This is a genomic window from Candidatus Villigracilis affinis, assembly GCF_016705895.1.
Taxonomy (GTDB): domain Bacteria; phylum Chloroflexota; class Anaerolineae; order Anaerolineales; family Villigracilaceae; genus Villigracilis; species Villigracilis affinis.
The window spans coordinates 36,347-54,365 of sequence record NZ_JADJKT010000028.1 but is presented as its reverse complement, the minus strand read 5'-3'; the positions used below and the strand labels follow the sequence as shown (position 1 = coordinate 54,365).

The window sequence follows — 18,019 nt, the reverse complement described above, 5'->3', positions numbered from 1 at the left end:
GAAACAAATGACGAAACCCTCCTCCTTTCAAGAAATCATCCTCAAACTACAAGACTTCTGGGCATCGCACGGATGCCTGATCACACAGCCCTACTACACCCAGGTGGGCGCAGGGACGATGAACCCTGCCACCTTCCTGCGCGTGCTCGGACCCGAGCCGTGGAACGTGGCGTACGTCGAGCCGTCTGTCCGCCCCGATGACGGGCGTTACGGCGAGAACCCCAACCGCTTCCAACTGCACACCCAGTATCAGGTCATCCTCAAGCCCGACCCAGGCAACCCGCAGGAACTCTACCTCGAGTCGCTCAAAGCCCTCGGCATCGACCCGCGCCAGCACGACATCCGCTTCGTGGAGGATAACTGGGAACAGCCCGCCATCTCCGCGTGGGGTTTGGGTTGGGAGGTCTGGCTCGACGGGCAGGAGATCACGCAGTTCACCTACTTCCAGCAGATGGGCGGCGTGGCGCTCGACCCCGTCTCGGTCGAGATCACCTACGGGCTCGAACGCATCCTCATCGCGCTCAACAACGCCAAAGCCATCTGGAACGAAGAATACGGCGCAGGCGTCACCTACGGCGAGATCCGCCGTCAGGAAGAGTTCGAACACTCCAAATATTATTTCGAGACCGCCGACGTCGAACGCGTCCGCGCCATGTACGACCTCTTCTCCGCCGAAGCCGACGCCTGTCTCGCGCAGGGTCTCATCGTCCCCGCGCACGACTACGTCCTCAAATGCTCGCACTGCTTCAATATTTTCGATACCCGCGGCGCCATCTCCGTCGCCGAACGTCAAGCATTTTTTAGACGCATCCGCGAATTAGCCAAAGGTGTAGCAGTCTCCTATGGCGAACAGCGCAAGGGGCTGGAGTATCCGCTTCTCAAAAAGGATGAAGGCGGAAGGATGAAGGATGAAATCAAACCCTTCAATCTTTCGACATTCATCCCTCATCCTTCATCATTCATCCTTGAAATTGGAGTTGAAGAATTACCCGCCAACGATGTCGACTCCGCCTACGAACAACTCAGCCAACGGATGCCTACCTGCTTAAGGAACTGAATCTCACCCACGGCGACATTCGCATCTTCACTACCCCGCGCAGGATCGTTGTTTCTATCGACTCTCTCTCCCCGAATCAGCCAGACCGCGAAGACCTCGTCAAAGGTCCGCCCGCTGATAAAGCCTTCGACAAAGACGGCAAGCCCACGCAAGCCGCGCTTGGTTTTGCCAAGAAAAATAATCTCGACCCTGCCACGCTCGAAGCCCGCGAGATCGACGGTGGAAAATACGTCGCCGCTGTCGTCAAGCAAAAGGGACGCCCCACTCCCGAAGTCCTCGTGGATGCGTTGCCCAAATTGGTCGAAAGCATCAAGTTCGAAAAGTCCATGCGCTGGAACGACTCAGGCATTGCCTTCTCGCGTCCCATCCGCTGGTACGTTGCCCTGCTCGGTGACATGGTCATCCCGTTTGAATATGCTGGCGTGACATCTGGAAATATTTCTCGTGGCTTACGCCCCTACGGCTCGCCCGACATCACCATCCCATCCGCTGATAAATATTTTGATGTGATCCGCGAAGCAGGCATCCTGCTCGATAAAGAAGAACGCAAAGCCTCCATCGTCGAACAGGTCAACCAAGCCGCAGCCCTACTCGGCGGACAAGCCATCATCGAAGAAGGCTTGCTCAACGAAGTCACCAACCTGATCGAAATGCCCACCGCAGTCATGGGCGGCTTCAACGAAGAATTCCTCGCCCTGCCGCGTGATGTGCTCATCTCGGTGATGAAGAAACATCAACGATATTTCCCTGTTCAATTCTCCTCGCTGAGCGCTGCCGATGTGCATGGTGGTGGAAAACTTCTCCCAAATTTTATTGCCATCCGCAACGGTGACGACATTCATATTGATACCGTGAGAGAAGGAAATGAGCATGTCTTGGGCGCGCGTTTTGCCGATGCCAATTTCTTCGTCCGCGAAGATGTGAAACTGAAATTGGAAGAGTATCGTCCCAAGCTTTCGTCATTAACCTTCCATACAAAACTTGGCTCAATGTTGGATAAATCCGAACGCATCGAGAAACTGGTTAATGAATTGATTCCCGTATTGGGACTCGAAGCCGACCAAGCTGTTTTTGCCCGTCGCGCCGCGCATTTGATGAAAGCAGATTTGGCGACTCAGATGGTCACTGAAATGACTTCCCTCCAAGGCATTATCGGCGGTGAGTATGCTTTGCGAAGCGGCGAACAAAAGGATATTGCGATCGCCATTGGTGAACAATATCAAACTGTTCCGCAATCGAAAGCGGGCCTCATCATTGCCATCGCTGACAGACTTGATTCATTGGTGGGTTTGTTTGCCGCAGGTCTTGCGCCGACTGGCGCGAAAGACCCGTTCGGTCTGCGCCGCGCCGCAATTGGAGTTGTCCAGCCGTTGATCGAACATGGCGTTGATTTTGATCTGGCCGATGCCGTGAAGAAATCTGCAAAGACACAGCCGATTGAAGTCAAAGAAGAAGTGCAAAAACAAATTTTGGAATTTATCACAGGCCGCTTGAAGGTTGTGTTGGGTGATCTCGGTTACAAGCACGATGTCATCGAATCCGTTCTTGCGGCGCAATCTAATAACCCTGCGGGAACTGTCCGCGCGGTGAAGCAGCTGTCCGCTTGGGTGGGACGCGAAGATTGGTCCACTATTTTGGACGGCTTCGCCCGCTGTGTCCGCATCACACGCGACCAGAAGACACAGTTCGAGGTGAGTGAAAAGCAACTCGTCGAAGAATCAGAAAAAGGGTTGTACGAAGCGGTCAACCGCCTGCCATCCGCTGTTGCAGGCGATGTCGATTCGTTTCTGAAGAATATCGCCGCCCTCATCCCATCCATCACCGCCTTCTTCGATAAAGTGCTGGTCATGGCTGAGGATAAAGCCGTAAAAGAAAATCGGCTGGGCCTCTTGCAAAAGATCGCCAGCCTCGCAAACGGCATCGCAGACTTGAGTAAGCTGGAAGGCTTCTAGGAAAAATGGACGGGACTCAACCCGTCCATTTTTCTTTATACTGGAACAGGAGAACCCCATGAAAATATTTCACTTCCTGTTTATTCTGTGTATCTTGATACTGAGCGCGTGCGTCACCGCGCCGACGGCGACTGTAGTGCCAGTAATCGACACTCAAACACCCCGCCCAACTTTTACGATCACAGCAACCGTCACTGAAACTCCCCCAGCAACTTTTACACCCACGCCAAATGTAGCGCCTTTGCCTGCGGGCTCATTCTCTCCGATCCTCTATCGTGAATATGTAGATCGTTTTTACAGTTTCAAGATCCTGGGCGGGGTCCGGGATGGCGCCTGGATAACGGATGATGATGTGGTTCAACAGATCCGATATGACCAGCCTTACGCTGTTTATAGCTCCAGAGGTTTTACAGCCTCCGCAGCGATAAGCAACATCGATTCTGTGGAGCCTCCATATTGTGGGAGTTACTATGTGGGTTCGGATCTGACTGATGATTCATCCGTTCTGTTTGGCTTTGTTCAAGGCTGGCAGGTCACCACCCGCCCTGTTGAAGATATTGCGGCGGATAGCCCCGTGTATCAAAAAGCAGTGGCTGACTGGCTCATTGCGCAGGGAATGGCCCAGCCTGAAGTGGATATCACCCGCATTTTGCGCACCGACATCGAAGGTGACGGAACTGATGAAGTGTTCATATCGGCATCACATTTTGCCAGCACCGTCATGCCTGTCACTGCGGGCGGTGATTATTCCATCGTCTTAATGAGAAAAGTGAATGGAAGTGAGGTCATCACGACCCCGCTTGTTGCGGATGTTTATCTTTCCGCTCAGCCTGAGGCAACCTATCCTTACACATATGTCTTGAATGATTTTCTCGACCTTAATCAGGATGCCAACCTCGAAGTGCTTATCAAGGTCACCCGCTGGGAGGGGATGGGGGTGATGGTCTATGAAGTGAAAGATGGCAGCATTGTTCAGGCCATCAAGGAAATTTGCCCTGAATGACCCTGCCTTGCCCGTCTTTTGCAATGAATTTCATAGGGGCGGGGCCGCGCGAGGGCGTTATACTGCGAAACGGTACCAATAAGATCATCAGTACGGCAGGATTTACTTGGTCCTGCCGTACTTTCATCTTAGGATAAATGTCACCTTTGCGTTGCGTGAAGCGGAGTCTATAATCCCAACATGGCTGAACAAAACAACGGCTTGGAATATATCGAACAACTCCTGCGTGATGGAAAAAAACAGGAAGGGCGGGCAGCCCTGTTGCGCTACGTCCAAAGCCATCCCGATTCCTCCCGCGCCTGGTGGATGCTCAGTTTTATATTGACCGAGCCGAAACAACAACTGGATTGTGTGGAGCGCGTCTTGAAGTTCGACCCGGGGAATATCCCCGCCCGCAATCGTTTGTTGAAACTCCAAAGCGACATCGCCCCGAAATCGAATTCATTCAGTCAGGAACCGTCTCGTCTCAACCCGATCACTGCTCCGTTCATCACGGACGAAGAGTCGGCCCCGCAAACATCTTCCAACGCGTTTGAATCCTCCTTTACCCGTCAGGATGTGTATCGCCCTCCGGAGGCTGTGTCGTTCCTGCCCGATGACGATGTGAATGAACAGTCAGCTCCCAATGCATTCGAGTCTTCCTTTCACGGTCAGGATGCCTATCAATCTTCATCAGCCTCCTCCCCGTTTTTCCCGGAAGATGAAGACGAACTTCGGTCAACGCCGAGCGCGTTCGAGCGTTCCTTCCCCGATCAGAATTCGTATCGTTCCGTCCCGGCGTCTTCCTCATTCCTTCCCGATGATGACGATCTTCCGCGCCCTGCGCCAAGTGCGTTTGAAAGTTCCTATGGTCAGGATGCATACGATTCTTCCGGGGTCTCTCCATTTCATTCTGAAACTCCCCAGCAGCCTGCCCGTCCTGCGGGGAAAAAGCCCGCTCCCAAAAAGAATGCGAACTTAATTAAATACGTGGTGTTGATCGTGATCTTCCTGTGCGTTTTTATCGCGATCCTCGTCGGCTTTTTCTTCGTTCTGCGCAGTCAAACGGTCGTCTCTCCCACGCCGCCGGTATTTGTCGGCCCAACAGAGACTCCCACCACCATCCCAACCCTCGGCCTTCCGCCCACGTGGACGCCCGCTGCCTCGCCTACACTCTTCCCGACCAGCACGCTCGCCTTCATCGAAGCGACTCCCACGCTGATATCTAACGTGATCGGCACGGACGACCCCAATGCGGAAGTTGAAACCGGTCTCGCCACTGGAATGCAGGCGCCTAACTTTACATTGAGGAATTCCAACACCGGCAATCAAGTGAGCCTTGACGATTTCAGAGGCAAACCTGTGGTGATCTTCTTCTGGGCCAACGGCTGTGGCTATTGCGACACCGAAGCCGAGGCCATGCAGGATATTTACACAGAATATAAGGATGCCGGGATCGTTGTGCTGGCCGTGGACGTGTGGGGTAACTCCGACCATGCACGCGCCTATCGCGATGCCCATGACCTCACCTACCCAATGCTGGTCGATCCGAATGGGAATACCTTCAAAAAATATGGCGGAAAGAATTTATTCCCGCTGAATTTCTTCGTGGATGCCAATGGAAATGTGTCGTTCGGTCAACTCGGCATGATGGATTATTCCATGCTGAACATGAACGTGCGCCGATTGTTGAATTTGATTCCCACCGTTGCCCCGTAACCTGTTTTGCCAGAAATCAAAAGGCCGTGCATTTGTTATGCGCGGCCTTTTTGTTTTTTATTCCGCCGCATCGGCAGGCGTGACGTTCTCCAACAGGTAATCATACTTGCCTGTATTGAAATTCCATATTTCGATCACCCGCTCCCAACTCCATAACTCGCCCCTGACGATAAAGGAAAGCTTGTCGTAATACAGGGCGATGTCCTTGTTCTCAATGCGATTCTCTCCGCTCTTGAGCGTTTCTTCATATCCCTTTGGAATGATATGCCGAAAATGACCGATGCGCCAGCGTTCGATCTCGTAGAGCGGCATACGCGTCATCAATGGATCAGCCAGTGAGTTTACGTCGATCACATGAAAATTAGGTCCCAGCGTCATTGAGTTCAATCCCAGCGGACCCAGAATGCGCACTCTCACAGGCTCACCGGGCAGGTACACCCATTTATCGCGGGCATAATTCGTGGAAGGCGCGCTCTTCTTTTTTATCCGCTCGAAAAGCCCCAGCCCGGTGTACACGATGCGCTCATCTGAAATTCCACGTTCATCGACGAATACGCGGTGATCTCCCTCGTCCCCGACGCCAAATGCAGGCGCGCGTTCAGGGATCACAAAAATGGGCGCGATGCCCACCAGCAAAACGATTCCAATTGCAAAGCCATACACCTTCGGCGATTTGAAATCCATGGTTGCCAGCAGCGTGACACATATCAGCAGCGGCGTGGAAAAATATCGTCCGCTCATGAAATCGCCGCCGATGTAGATCGTGTAAAGCAAATACAGCAGCACCCCCGCAAGGATGGTCTTGTGCGCGGCGTTTCGATTCATCCAACCTGCGATTGAAACCGTAATGATCGTCAACAACGTGATCGGGTCGAGCTTCAACGAATTCAGATAATAGAAGATCCCCTGCGTAATAAGGCTCGATTCAGGAATGCCCGTGTTGATCTTCGCATACGCCGTATTTGGAAATGGCACCCCATAATAAAAAAGAGAAAATAATTCCCACGCGATCAGCGGCAGAAACCCAAAACCGAGCGTGATCAATGTCTTCCCTTTATTTGGACTCTGCCAAAACAACAGGATCAGCGCCGGGAAATAGAACAACAACGTATCGAGACGGTCCACCCCGCCGAGAGCTGCCAGCGTTCCAAGGATGTAGATGCTGCGCTGTGAGTCTTCCTTCTTTGTCAGATAGGCAAGTGTGAACAACAGCAAGATCAAATGCGTAAGCGGATTTTCCAGCCCGGACGTCGAATAATCAACGAATGATTTGGAGACCGAAAAGATCAAAAGCCCCAAAATCGCTCCCTTTGTGGAAGATGTCGTATTAAAAGCAAAAATGATCGCCACCAGCAGCGACAACCCAATGGAGATAAATACGTTCAGGAAGTACATCTGCCCCTGGCCGAAGGGATTGCTCTTCCAAAGATTGAACACAAACCCCGCTGCCGCCTGCAGCAAAAACCACAGCGGATGCGTAAACGTCTGCACCCGTTCGCCAATGTTGAACACCGGCCCATACCCATGCAGGAAATTTTCCAGTGAACGGAAGGTGATCACCGCATCGTCCCCGACCCACGAAGTGCGGATCACCAGCCACGCATACACCGCCAAAAACGGGATCGCGAGCGCCTTGTTTTTGATTAGCCTTGAATTCATAGGGGGCAAGTATAATTCAAACCAAACCATGTCCACCATTGATGAGATCAAAGTCCGCATTGATATTGTCGACCTCGTTTCCGAGGCCGGGGTGAAACTGCGCCATGCGGGGAAGAACTACACGGGCTTTTGTCCCTTCCACGATAACAAGCACACGCCTGCCTTTGTGGTCTGGCCCGAGTCTGGCACGTGGCGCTGTTTTGGTCAATGTAATGAAGGCGGCGACATTTTCAAGTTCGTGATGAAGCGCGACGGCCTGGATTTCAAAGAGGCCATGCAAAAACTGGCTCTGCGCGCAGGCGTGGAGATCAAGGATTACCAGCGCGAATCGCCCCAGCAAAAGGAAGCCTACGAGCACCTCCGCAAACTGCTTGAAGATGCGGTCATTTATTATCGCAGTCAGCTTTTTAGCAATAACACGATCCTGACCTACCTGCGCGAAAAGCGTGGACTGACCGACTCCACCATCGAAACCTTCGGCCTGGGCTATGCCCCGCCCGGATATGACAACCTGTTGAAGCACTTCCTCTCCAAGGAGTACAGCCAGCAGGATTTGATCGACTCGGGCATGGTCACTGTCCGTGAAAATGACGAAGCGCGCACCTACGATAAATTCCGCAACCGCATCATGATTCCCATCCGCGATGAAAATGGAAAGATGTCTGGTTTTGGCGCGCGTATCGTGGACCCGAACGATATTCCCAAATTTTTGAATTCACCCGAAACGCCCATCTTCTCCAAAGGCCGCCTGCTCTATGGCCTCGACCGCGCCCGCAAGCCCATCCGCGCGGCGGATCAGGCTGTGATCGTGGAAGGTTATCTCGATGTCATCGCGCTGCATCAGGCAGGCTATGAAAACGTCGTCTCGCCAATGGGAACCGCGTTGACCGAAGATCAATTGCGTTTGTTGAAGAAATCCACGCGGCGCATTGTGCTGGCGCTTGACCCCGATGTGGCAGGCCAAAAAGCCGTCCTGCGCGGACTCGACGCCGCCCGCTCTGCGATGGACCGCGAAGGCGAACTCGGTTTCGATGCGCGCGGCCTGCTGAAAAATGAAGCCCGCCTGCAAGCCGATCTGCGCGTTGCCACCATGCCTGATGACCTCGACCCCGATGAGATCGTGGCGCGCGATAAAGAAGAATGGAAGAAGCTCATCGAGAATGCCAAGCCCATCGTCACGCACGTGATGGATTCGCTGGCGGCTGGGCAGGACCTGAACGATGCCAAGGTCAAGAATCAAATTGCGGCACAGGTGCTTCCGCTGATCGAAGACCTGCCGAATGCCATGGAACGTGACACGTACCGTCAGGCGTTGTCGCGAATGCTGCGGGTTGATGAACGCTCCTTGTTGAGCTCGCAGGTTCAGGGTCCAGTGGCGAAGCGCAAGCCTCGCGGCGTGGAACAAAGTCACAAAGTCGTATCGTCTGGCATTGTGGCGGTCAATCCCACTTTGAAGATCGAATCCTATTGCCTCGGTGTTTTGCTGCGCAAGCCGGAGTTGTTATACCGCCTCGATAAACGCATGCAGGAAGCCGACCTGACCGCATTGGCCGTGGAGGATTTCGAGTATACTGACCATCAGTTGTTGTTCGATGTTGTGCGTATGGCGGTCGAGCAGGATGAAAAGGATTACCATCATTACGTGATGACCCATGTGCCTGAATCGGTCAGCGATCTTTCGAAGGAATTGGTCGCGCGTTCTGACAACCTCGACCCCGTGGAAGATAAGGTCCTCGATGACCTGCTGGCGCGTTTCATGGATCTGCGCCGCGCGAATGCGATGTTGAATGTCAATCAATTGCGTTTTCTTCAGGAGGAAGATCAGCAACAGGGAGGGGCGAATATGAAGTTGTATCAGGAGCAAACTTTGCAGATGACGAGATTGCTTCATAGTTTGGATCAGGCCAAGAGAAAGTTGTCCTCAAAGCGGTAGTGAATGCAGCTATCAGGGAGAAGGTACCGATGACCGCAAAACCCAAGTCCAAATCAAGAGTCAAGCCCGCAACCATGCCAAAACCAAAATCAAAGACCGCGCAAAAACCAGCGGGGCGTAAATCAAAAGACGCCAAAATGAAATTTCCAGAGAGCGATGTTTTGGATGCGCTGTCGAATGGGGGGAATATGCTGTTCGATCCTGCCGCCGATGAGATCATTGAACCCGATGAATCCCTGCTGACCCAGCAGGAGGATCTCGATGAAGTTGTGCCGCTGCATTCGCACGAATTGGAGTCGGAGCTTTCGGAAGACCCTGTACGTTTGTACCTGCGCGAGATCGGTCTGGTGAAACTGCTCGATTCAGACAGTGAGTTTCGCCTTGCCACACTCAGCGAAGCCGACCGTCACATCACCGCGCTGCGAAAATTAAAACAACGCAAGGGCGTTTCACTTGCTTCTTCCATTTATCATGCCCTGCTCGTGGAAATGTCCACTTCGTGGGATCGTCTCATTGAAGATACCGAGCAGCTTGATTGTGAACTTCCCAACCTCGCCTTGATGGTCGCTGAAGCCCAGTCGCTTCACTCGGGCTGGCAATTCGATTCGCCTTCGTATTTCCGCGCTTATCTGGATAACGGCCATTGGGGAGTGGACCATCTTTGGGATAACTTTGCACGACATGCCTACGGTGTCTTTCTTAACCTGCACCTGCTTCCGTTTAAATATGCAGAGTGGCTGCTGACGAATGTCCGCGCCCAAAACGCCATGCCCGGACAGCGCACACTCTACCGCAACCTGCCGTCAGACGAAGACCTGCTCAGCGAAATGGACGCAGTCCACGCCCGCGCTGTAGATGGGAATCAGGCGCTCATCCGCGCGAATTTGCGTTTGGTGGTGAGCGTTGCCAAGCGTTATCTTGGCCGCGGCATGTCCCTGCTTGATCTGATCCAGGAAGGCAATATGGGTCTGCTGCGCGCTGTCAGTAAATTCGATCCGCGCCGTGGATTCAAATTCAGCACCTATGCAACCTGGTGGATTCGCCAATCCATCAATCGCTCCATTGCCGAACAGGCGCGCACGATCCGCATTCCCGTTCATTTATTCGAATCCATTTCACGCATTCTGCGCGCGCAACGACATCTCACGCAGGTATTGGGCCGCGATCCAAGCAGTGAAGAACTTGCGGTGGAAGTCGGTTATCTTTCCGCTTCTGATGTGCAAACGATCTTGCGCTCACATGCCGAAGGCAAACCGCTTAAACCTGAATTGCAAAAATTGCTCGACCTCGCCACCCAAAAGATCACCCGTGTGCTTCGCTCTGCCGAAGAACCTGTCTCCCTCGAAGGCCCGGTGGGGGATGAGGATTCCAGTTCGCTGGGCGATTTCATTGAAGATGAAGACACCCCGTCACCGATGGATGCCGCCGCGCGCGAAATGCTCCGCGAACAGGTGCAGCACGCGCTTGAGTCGCTTTCAGACCGCGAGCGCGATGTGCTCGAGCTCCGCTTTGGCCTGCGCGATGGCAGGGAACATACACTCGAAGAGGTCAGCCGCTACTTCGATGTGACCCGTGAACGTGTCCGCCAGATCGAAGCGAAGGCGCTGCGGAAGTTACGTCACCCCGCCAGAAGCCGTGAGTTGAGGGATTATTTGGGAGACTGAAAAGAATTTTTGGGCAATAAAAAGACCGCCGTAAAGGCGGTCTTTTTATTGTTTTTTCTTCAATATGACAATTATCATCATTTTTGTGAAAAGTGACACTTTGTCTATTCCCTGAAAGTCTCTTATGATATACTTCGCCGAACGTGCCAGATTTCACGCACCGATTTTACACACCAAGAGGTGTTTTTATGTTATTGGAATATATTGCCATTGGAGTGATGATTGCGGTCGCCACGCTGATCGCATTCATCGCGATAGGCTTGGGGGAGTTATTTGGGCCAAAGAAAAATACGGAAGCGAAGTCCATGCCTTATGAATCTGGCATGAATCCATACGGTGAAGGGACACGGCGCATGCCCGTCCGCTTTTACCTGATTGCCGTATTGTTCATTTTGTTTGATATTGAAGTTGTGTTCTTTTTACCCTGGGCGATCGCATTTCGCAATCTGGGCATTTTTGGGTTGCTTGAAATGGTCGTCTTTATCGTTATCTTATTGATAGGTTATGTGTATGCCTGGAAAAAAGGAGCCCTGGAATGGGAGTAGAACAAAAACTTGGAAACATGGGCGTGGTGACCACCACGCTTGAGACCGTGGTGAACTGGTCGCGTACCAATGCGATGTGGCCGATGTTGTTCGGCCTCGCCTGCTGCGCCATCGAAATGATGTCTGCACAATCAGCGAGCTATGACATGAGCCGCTTCGGTATGGAACTCATGCGTGCCAGCCCGCGCCAGTCGGACCTGATGATCGTAGCGGGACGCGTCTCGAAAAAAATGGGGCCCGTCCTTCGCCGTTTATATGACCAGATGCCCGAGCCGAAATGGGTGATCGCCATGGGCGATTGCGCCTCCTGCGGCGGCGTCTTCAATAACTACGCCATCTATCAGGGTGTGGATGAAGTTGTGCCTGTGGATGTATTCGTGGCGGGTTGCCCGCCGCGCCCCGAAGCCTTGATCCACGGTGTGTTGACCGTGTATGAAAAGGTCAAGGGCGAGAAATTCAAGGATCTGGCGGTTAAGTAAATCCATTCATAAGACCTGACAACGAAAAACTGTCAGGTCTTAAGGAATATTTTTTATGAATAAAAATCTTGAACCCGTTGTAAAAGCAATTCAGGATAAATTCGGCGCGACGTATGAGGAATTCCGCGATGAAGTGCATCTGTTCGTGAAGCCCGAGCAGATCGTGGAGGCGTTGACCCTTTTGCGCGACGAACAGGAATTTGAATTGCTCTCGGCATTGACTGCCACAGATTACTGGCCGCAAGAATCGCCGCGTTTTCATGTCATCTATCAATTTACCTCGCTTGCAAAAAATCTTTCGGTGCAGATCAGAGTCCCGTTAAACGGGAGCAGCCCGAAGGTCCAGACCGTGACCGCTGTATATGCATCTGCGAACTGGCGTGAGCGTGAACTCCTCGATATGTTCGGCATCGAGGTCGAGGGCCATCCCGATCCGCGCAGAATTCTCATGCCCGACGATCATGTGGGACACCCGCTCCGCAAGGATTACCCGCTTGGGTATGAAGAGCCGCAATTCACGTTCAACTTTGATGAGATCGATCTGCGCAAGCCGTACGCAAAGGAATAGTTATGAGTCAGATTGAAGAAGTCAGCTTAGAGAAATTCAAGCATCTGGTATCTGAGCGAGCGCTCACAGGCGAGACCATGCTATTGAACATGGGGCCGCAGCACCCGTCTACACACGGTGTTTTGCGGCTTTTGCTTGAGCTGGATGGCGAAGTCGTCGTCAACTGCATTCCCGATATCGGCTTTTTGCATACGGGTATCGAAAAAAACATGGAAGCCAAGACCTATCAAAAGGCTGAAGTGATGACCGACCGCCTCGATTATATGAATACGATGGGAAACAACCTCGCGTATGTGATGGCCGTTGAAAAACTGGTAGACCTCGATGTGCCCGTGCGCGCGCAGGGACTGCGTGTGATCCTCACCGAGTTGCAGCGCATCGCTTCACACTTGGTTTGGCTTGGTACTTCGGGCCTCGACCTCGCGGCGATGTCCATGTTCCTGTATTGTTTCCGCGAACGCGAACAGATCCTCGATATTTTCGAACTGGTCTCGGGCCAGCGCATGATGACCACCTACTTCCGCCCCGGCGGCGTGTGGCGCGATGTGCCCGTCGAATTCGAAAAGGCAGTGCGCGACTTTATCAAGATCTTTCCGAAGCGCATCGATGAATACGAAACGTTGTTGACGAAAAACCCGCTTTTCATTGACCGCATGGTGGATATCGGATACCTGAGTAAGGAAACGGCTCTTTCCTACGGGGTAACGGGTCCTGCACTACGGGCATCCGGCGTCGATTGGGATTTGCGCAAAGCGCGTCCTTATTGCGGCTATGAACAATATGATTTCAACGTCCCCACCCGCACCGAAGGCGATACATATGCGCGCTATCTCGTCCGCATCGATGAACTGCGCGAGTCTTTGAGAATCGTCGAGCAGGCTTTGAACAAATTGCCCCTTGGGCCGGTTCGTTCTGAAAATCGAAAATTCGTCCCGCCGCCGCGCTCAGAGATCGGTGTGAGCATGGAAGCACTCATCCATCACTTCAAGTTATGGACGGAAGGTTTCCCCGCACCGAAGGCTTCCATTTACAGCGCAGTGGAATCACCGCGCGGTGAATTGGCGTTGATGCTGGAAGGCGATGGCGGTCCGAAGCCTCTGCGTGTGCATTTACGCACACCTTCGTTCGATAACCTGGGTGTGCTTTCAGAGATCGTAAAAGGGCATTTGGTGGCTGACCTGGTCGCCATCCTTGCTTCCATTGATATTGTCCTCGGAGATATTGACAGATGAGCCTTGAGAAAACTTATCCGAAGGAAGTTAAACAGATATTGTCAAAATACCCGCCTGAGCACAAACGCTCGGCGGTTATGCCGCTCCTTTACCTTGCCCAGCGCGAGGAAGGGTATGTCAACAAAGCCGCAATGCAGGATATTGCCCGCATGCTCGATATCACCGAGACGGAAGTCGCTTCGATCATCGGCTTTTACACCCTGTATCACGATGAAAAAGCCGGCAAGTACCGCATGCAAGTCTGCACGGATCTTCCCTGTGCCCTGCGCGGTGCGGATGATTTCCTGAAAAACCTGTGCGGCAACCTCGGCATTCAGGTTGGTGAAACAACCCCCGATGGAGTTGTGACCCTGGAAGCTGTAATGTGTCTCGCCGCCTGCGACAAAGCGCCCATGTTCCAGACACAGGGACCCGATGGCATCAAATATCACGAGAACATGACCGTGGATAAGACCATGGAATTGATCGACGCCTTGAAGAAATCTGACGCGGGGGTGAAATAATGGCAAACGTCCTTTTACGTCACCGCGACATTGCGGATATCAACAAGATCGATGTCTATAAAAAGAACGGCGGTTTTGACGCACTCAAAAAAGCCGTATCTAAAATGCAGCCAAACGAAGTGACCGATATGGTCAAGAATTCAGGTCTGCGCGGCCGCGGCGGTGCGGGTTTCCCCACCGGTATGAAGTGGTCTTTCATCGACACCAAGAATTGGCCGCACTATGTGGTCGCCAATGCCGATGAATCTGAGCCTGGTACATTCAAGGATCGTGAGATCATGGAAAGCAATCCCTTCCAGTTTTTGGAGGGATTGGCAATCGCTTCCTATGCGGTCGGCGCGAATGCAGCCTACATTTATCTGCGCGGTGAATTCTGGCAGGTAGCCGCCACTCTCGATGAAAAGATCGCGGACATGGAAAAAGCAGGATACCTCGGTGAAAACCTTTTTGGCACCGAATATTCATTGAAGATCTACACTCATCTCGGTGCAGGCGCATATATCTGCGGCGAAGAGACCGCTTTGCTCGAATCGCTCGAAGGCAAACGCGGACAGCCCCGTGTGCGTCCGCCGTTTCCGCCTTCGTTCGGCCTGTATGGCAAACCCACCATCATCAACAATGTGGAGACTTTTACCAATGTGACTCCCATTCTTGCCAATGGCGCGGAATGGTACAAGTCGATGGGCACCGCCGACAGCGCGGGCGTGAAGATATTCTCGCTCTCCGGCCGTGTGCGCAAGCCCGGTAATTATGAACTTCCATTCGGTACAACCTTCCGCCAGTTGATCTACGAACACGGCGGCGGCATTTTGGATGGCAGACCTGTCAAGGCGATCATGCCTGCGGGCGCATCCTCTTCCCTGATCGCGGTGGATGACAAGGTGCTTGATACGCCGATGGACTACGCCACCGTGCGCACGCTCGGCGCGGATCTTGGTTCCGCCTCTGTCATCGTGCTGGATGACACGGTGGATATCGACTGGGTGATCAACAAGACAATCCACTTCTTCAAGCATGAATCCTGTGGCAAATGCACCACCTGCCGCGAGGGAAATTATTGGATGAAGAACCTTACAGAACGCATTCACTCCGGCACGGGAGCGCAAAACGATGTGGACCTGCTCCTGAACGTTGCCAAACAAATGCAGGGCAAATGCCTGTGCGCGCTCGGCGAATTTTCCACAATGGCTGTGGTGACCGGTATCGAAAGATTCCCGCAGGATTTCAAAAAAGCGGTAAAGGCTTAATGGAGCACGCATGACGAAACAAGTCACGCTATCAATCAATGGAATAACAGTAATCGTTCCCGATGGAACGTTGATCGCCGATGCGGCCAAGATGGCTGGGATCGACATCCCCGTATTTTGTCACCACCCGAAACTGGAGCCCGTTGGCATGTGCCGCATGTGTCTGGTGGAAGTTGGCCGCCCCATGTTGGACCGCGCCACCGGCCAGGTGGTGATGGAAAACGGCCAGCCCAAGATCCAGTTCATGCCCAAACTTGAAACGGCCTGCACCAATCGTGTTTCAGACGGCATGGTGGTGATGACCACAACGGACAAGGCGCTGGATGGACAGAAGGGCACGGTTGAATTCCTGCTTACTTCGCACCCGCTGGATTGTCCGGTCTGTGACAAGGGCGGCGAATGTCCGCTTCAAAACCTGACCATGGCTTTCGGTCCGGGACAAAGCCGCTTCATCTATGATGAGAAGGCGCATTTCGAAAAGCAGGTTCCGCTTGGAGATTTGATCTGGCTCGACCGCGAACGCTGCATCCAGTGCGCGCGCTGTATCCGATTTCAAGATGAAGTTGCCGGTGAAGCGGTGCTCGGTTTTGATGAGCGCGGACGCAACACGCAGATCATTTCCCTCTCAGAGCCCGGGTTTGATTCCGTTTTTTCAGGCAACACCACCGATATCTGCCCTGTCGGCGCATTGACCACTGCAGACTTCCGCTTTGGCGCGCGCCCCTGGGAATTAAAAGCGCAGGCTTCCATTTGTACGCAATGCCCTGTGGGTTGCAACACCACACTCAATACCCGCCGTGAGGCCAAGGCTGGCGGCGATATCGTTGTGAAGCGTGTGATGCCCCGCCAGAATGAAGAAGTCAATGAGATCTGGTTGTGCGATAAGGGCCGCTTTACCTATCACTTTACCGAAAGCAAGAAACGCCTCACCCGTCCGCTCGTTCGTAAAGAAGATAAGCTGGCGCGCGCTTCGTGGGATGCAGCGACAAAACTTGCCGCCGAGAATTTCGCGAAATCGAAAAAGGATTTTGTCGTGCTGGCTTCGGGCCGACTGGCAAATGAAGACCTGTTCAACTTGAAGTCGCTGGCCGATACGGCTGGTGGCACGACGATCTTATATTCCAACATGGGCGGCGGAGATCTGACCGCACTTGTCGGCGTTGGGCAGGGGACGAACATCGGCAAGATGGGCAAGGGCGATGCCATTCTCGTGGTCGCTTCTGATCTGTATCAGGAAGCTCCCATTTGGTGGCTGCGTGTGAAACAGGCTGCCGATCGCGGCGCGACGCTCATCGTTGCCAATGCGCGCGAGACCAAGTTGGATAAATTTGCGAAGTTCGTTATTCGTTATGCACAGGGCGATGAATCGAAGGCTGTAAACAACCTGAGCAACAAAGGCAAGATCGCCGATGAGTTTGCCAAGGCGAAGAATGCTATTGTTTTCTACGGCAATGATGGTCTTAGCTTGAGCGATACGGCGAGCCTTTCCTCCGCTTGTGCCACACTTTTGAAAGAGACAGATCACGCTGGCAGACCGAACAACGGTTTGGTCGCTGTGTGGGAACGTGTAAATGATCAAGGCGCATGGGAGATTGGTTTCCGTCCCGAGCCTGATCTAGAGAAGGCCCTTAAAGGAAAAGTTGTTTATATTGCAGGCGCCGACCCTGTTGGTGATGACCCTGCCTTGGCAAAGGCGCTCAAGGGCGCGAAGTTTGTGGCGGTACAGGATATTCTTGAAACCGCAACAACCGAAGTTGCAGATGTGGTCTTCCCCGCGCAGGCTTATACCGAACGCGAAGGAACATTCACTTCTGGAGAGCGCCGTGTGCAGCGTTTTTATGCGGCAGTACCAGTAAAGGGTGATGCGAAACCCGATTATGCCATCACTGCTCAGGTTGCCAAGCAAATGGGCGTGATCCTTGAAGGTTCGTCTGCTTCGGTGGTGTTCGATATTCTTTCGAACTCACTTGAGGCATTCACCGATTTGAGTTACGACAAACTGGCCGAGACACATGGTCAATGGCCGATCGTTGGGCGCGGTGACTTGTACTACGGCGGCACGACTTACGAGAACACACAGGGGTTGGGCGTACAACTCGTCCCGACCGCTCAGGCTGGTGGAACAGTACGCATACCCAAGGTCAGGAAAGAAGCGGCTCTTCGTCCAAAAGAAAATGAATTGCTGGCTGTTCCTGTTACCAAATTGTACGATCACGGTGTGACCGTCAGTTCATCTGCTGCGCTGCTTGGGCAATGGGTTGGGGAGCCGACCGTAACCCTGCACCCGATGGCTGCGAAGAATTTGGGTGTGGAAGCGGGCGCACGTGTGAAGATCAGTTTGAACGGCGTAAACGCTGAAGTGGTTGTAAAGATAGACGATACGATCTCGGCGGGTGTGGCATTGGTGCCGCGCAGCATGGGCATTGCGATCCGTGAACCTGTAGTGGCACGTGTCCTGCTTGCAGGGAAGGTGAAGTGA

At 53.1% G+C, this 18,019-nt stretch carries 13 protein-coding genes and 2 pseudogenes; 14 read left to right on the top strand and 1 reads right to left on the bottom strand.

The features are described from left to right. Nucleotides 1-7 precede the first annotated feature (7 nt). The 4 genes from glyQ to IPI86_RS13510 all read left to right on the top strand — a co-directional run bounded on the left by glyQ (nt 8) and on the right by IPI86_RS13510 (nt 5,710). A complete protein-coding gene (gene glyQ / locus IPI86_RS13525; RefSeq protein ID WP_345298539.1) occupies nt 8-1,057 on the top strand; it encodes a glycine--tRNA ligase subunit alpha in 1,050 nt (349 codons plus the stop codon). Then, nucleotides 985-3,009 (top strand): glycine--tRNA ligase subunit beta, encoded by a 2,025-nt coding sequence (glyS, locus tag IPI86_RS13520; protein ID WP_345298538.1) that lies wholly within the window; start codon nt 985-987, stop codon nt 3,007-3,009. Before glyQ ends, glyS begins: the two co-directional genes overlap by 73 nt. Before the next feature lie 58 nt (nt 3,010-3,067). Continuing rightward, nucleotides 3,068-4,012, top strand: coding sequence for a hypothetical protein (locus IPI86_RS13515; protein ID WP_345298537.1), 945 nt, complete (start codon nt 3,068-3,070; stop codon nt 4,010-4,012). 180 nt (nt 4,013-4,192) lie between these two features. After that, a complete protein-coding gene (locus tag IPI86_RS13510; RefSeq protein WP_345298536.1) occupies nt 4,193-5,710 on the top strand; it encodes a peroxiredoxin family protein in 1,518 nt (505 codons plus the stop codon). A 57-nt stretch (nt 5,711-5,767) separates the two neighbouring features. On the opposite strand, the gene IPI86_RS13505 is transcribed toward IPI86_RS13510, so the two are convergent. Then, nucleotides 5,768-7,369: a hypothetical protein gene (locus tag IPI86_RS13505; protein ID WP_345298535.1), complete on the bottom strand. Its 1,602-nt coding sequence runs from the start codon at nt 7,367-7,369 to the stop codon at nt 5,768-5,770. Nucleotides 7,370-7,397: 28 nt separating this feature from the next. Here IPI86_RS13505 and dnaG point away from each other — a divergent pair, with 28 nt between their 5' ends. From dnaG to nuoG, 10 genes and pseudogenes are all read left to right on the top strand, one after another. Then, nucleotides 7,398-9,302 carry a DNA primase gene (gene dnaG, locus IPI86_RS13500; protein WP_345298534.1) on the top strand — a complete coding sequence of 635 codons (1,905 nt, stop codon included), beginning with the start codon at nt 7,398-7,400 and terminating at the stop codon, nt 9,300-9,302. Between the two features lie 29 nt (nt 9,303-9,331). After that, nucleotides 9,332-9,688 (top strand): annotated as a pseudogene (locus IPI86_RS13495) (sigma-70 factor domain-containing protein); the annotation flags it as partial. Between the two features lie 489 nt (nt 9,689-10,177). Next, nucleotides 10,178-10,966, top strand: a pseudogene (locus tag IPI86_RS13490) (sigma-70 family RNA polymerase sigma factor); the annotation flags it as partial. Between the two features lie 188 nt (nt 10,967-11,154). Next, a complete protein-coding gene (locus tag IPI86_RS13485) occupies nt 11,155-11,511 on the top strand; it encodes an NADH-quinone oxidoreductase subunit A (protein ID WP_345298533.1) in 357 nt (118 codons plus the stop codon). After that, nucleotides 11,502-11,990: an NADH-quinone oxidoreductase subunit B family protein gene (locus IPI86_RS13480; RefSeq protein WP_345298532.1), complete on the top strand. Its 489-nt coding sequence runs from the start codon at nt 11,502-11,504 to the stop codon at nt 11,988-11,990. Before IPI86_RS13485 ends, IPI86_RS13480 begins: the two co-directional genes overlap by 10 nt. Nucleotides 11,991-12,045: 55 nt before the next feature. Continuing rightward, complete coding sequence (locus tag IPI86_RS13475; RefSeq protein ID WP_345298531.1) at nt 12,046-12,558, top strand: NADH-quinone oxidoreductase subunit C; 513 nt, start codon at nt 12,046-12,048, stop codon at nt 12,556-12,558. Between the two features lie 2 nt (nt 12,559-12,560). After that, nucleotides 12,561-13,790: an NADH dehydrogenase (quinone) subunit D gene (nuoD, locus tag IPI86_RS13470; protein ID WP_345298530.1), complete on the top strand. Its 1,230-nt coding sequence runs from the start codon at nt 12,561-12,563 to the stop codon at nt 13,788-13,790. Then, a complete protein-coding gene (locus tag IPI86_RS13465; RefSeq protein WP_345298529.1) occupies nt 13,787-14,293 on the top strand; it encodes an NAD(P)H-dependent oxidoreductase subunit E in 507 nt (168 codons plus the stop codon). Before nuoD ends, IPI86_RS13465 begins: the two co-directional genes overlap by 4 nt. Then, complete coding sequence (gene nuoF / locus IPI86_RS13460) at nt 14,293-15,540, top strand: NADH-quinone oxidoreductase subunit NuoF (RefSeq protein WP_345298528.1); 1,248 nt, start codon at nt 14,293-14,295, stop codon at nt 15,538-15,540. Before IPI86_RS13465 ends, nuoF begins: the two co-directional genes overlap by 1 nt. 10 nt (nt 15,541-15,550) lie before the next feature. Beyond that, entirely contained in the window at nt 15,551-18,019 is a 2,469-nt protein-coding gene (nuoG, locus tag IPI86_RS13455) for an NADH-quinone oxidoreductase subunit NuoG (RefSeq protein ID WP_345298527.1), read from the top strand.

Bases quoted from the DNA above. Each gene is read 5' to 3' on its own strand.
- glyQ (WP_345298539.1), top strand. From the start codon at position 8: ATGACGAAACCCTCCTCCTTTCAAGAAATCATCCTCAAACTACAAGAC.
- IPI86_RS13515 (WP_345298537.1), top strand. From the start codon at position 3,068: ATGAAAATATTTCACTTCCTGTTTATTCTGTGTATCTTGATACTGAGC.
- IPI86_RS13510 (WP_345298536.1), top strand. From the start codon at position 4,193: ATGGCTGAACAAAACAACGGCTTGGAATATATCGAACAACTCCTGCGT.
- IPI86_RS13505 (WP_345298535.1), bottom strand. From the start codon at position 7,369: ATGAATTCAAGGCTAATCAAAAACAAGGCGCTCGCGATCCCGTTTTTG.
- dnaG (WP_345298534.1), top strand. From the start codon at position 7,398: ATGTCCACCATTGATGAGATCAAAGTCCGCATTGATATTGTCGACCTC.
- IPI86_RS13485 (WP_345298533.1), top strand. From the start codon at position 11,155: ATGTTATTGGAATATATTGCCATTGGAGTGATGATTGCGGTCGCCACG.
- IPI86_RS13480 (WP_345298532.1), top strand. From the start codon at position 11,502: ATGGGAGTAGAACAAAAACTTGGAAACATGGGCGTGGTGACCACCACG.
- IPI86_RS13475 (WP_345298531.1), top strand. From the start codon at position 12,046: ATGAATAAAAATCTTGAACCCGTTGTAAAAGCAATTCAGGATAAATTC.
- nuoD (WP_345298530.1), top strand. From the start codon at position 12,561: ATGAGTCAGATTGAAGAAGTCAGCTTAGAGAAATTCAAGCATCTGGTA.
- IPI86_RS13465 (WP_345298529.1), top strand. From the start codon at position 13,787: ATGAGCCTTGAGAAAACTTATCCGAAGGAAGTTAAACAGATATTGTCA.
- nuoF (WP_345298528.1), top strand. From the start codon at position 14,293: ATGGCAAACGTCCTTTTACGTCACCGCGACATTGCGGATATCAACAAG.
- nuoG (WP_345298527.1), top strand. From the start codon at position 15,551: ATGACGAAACAAGTCACGCTATCAATCAATGGAATAACAGTAATCGTT.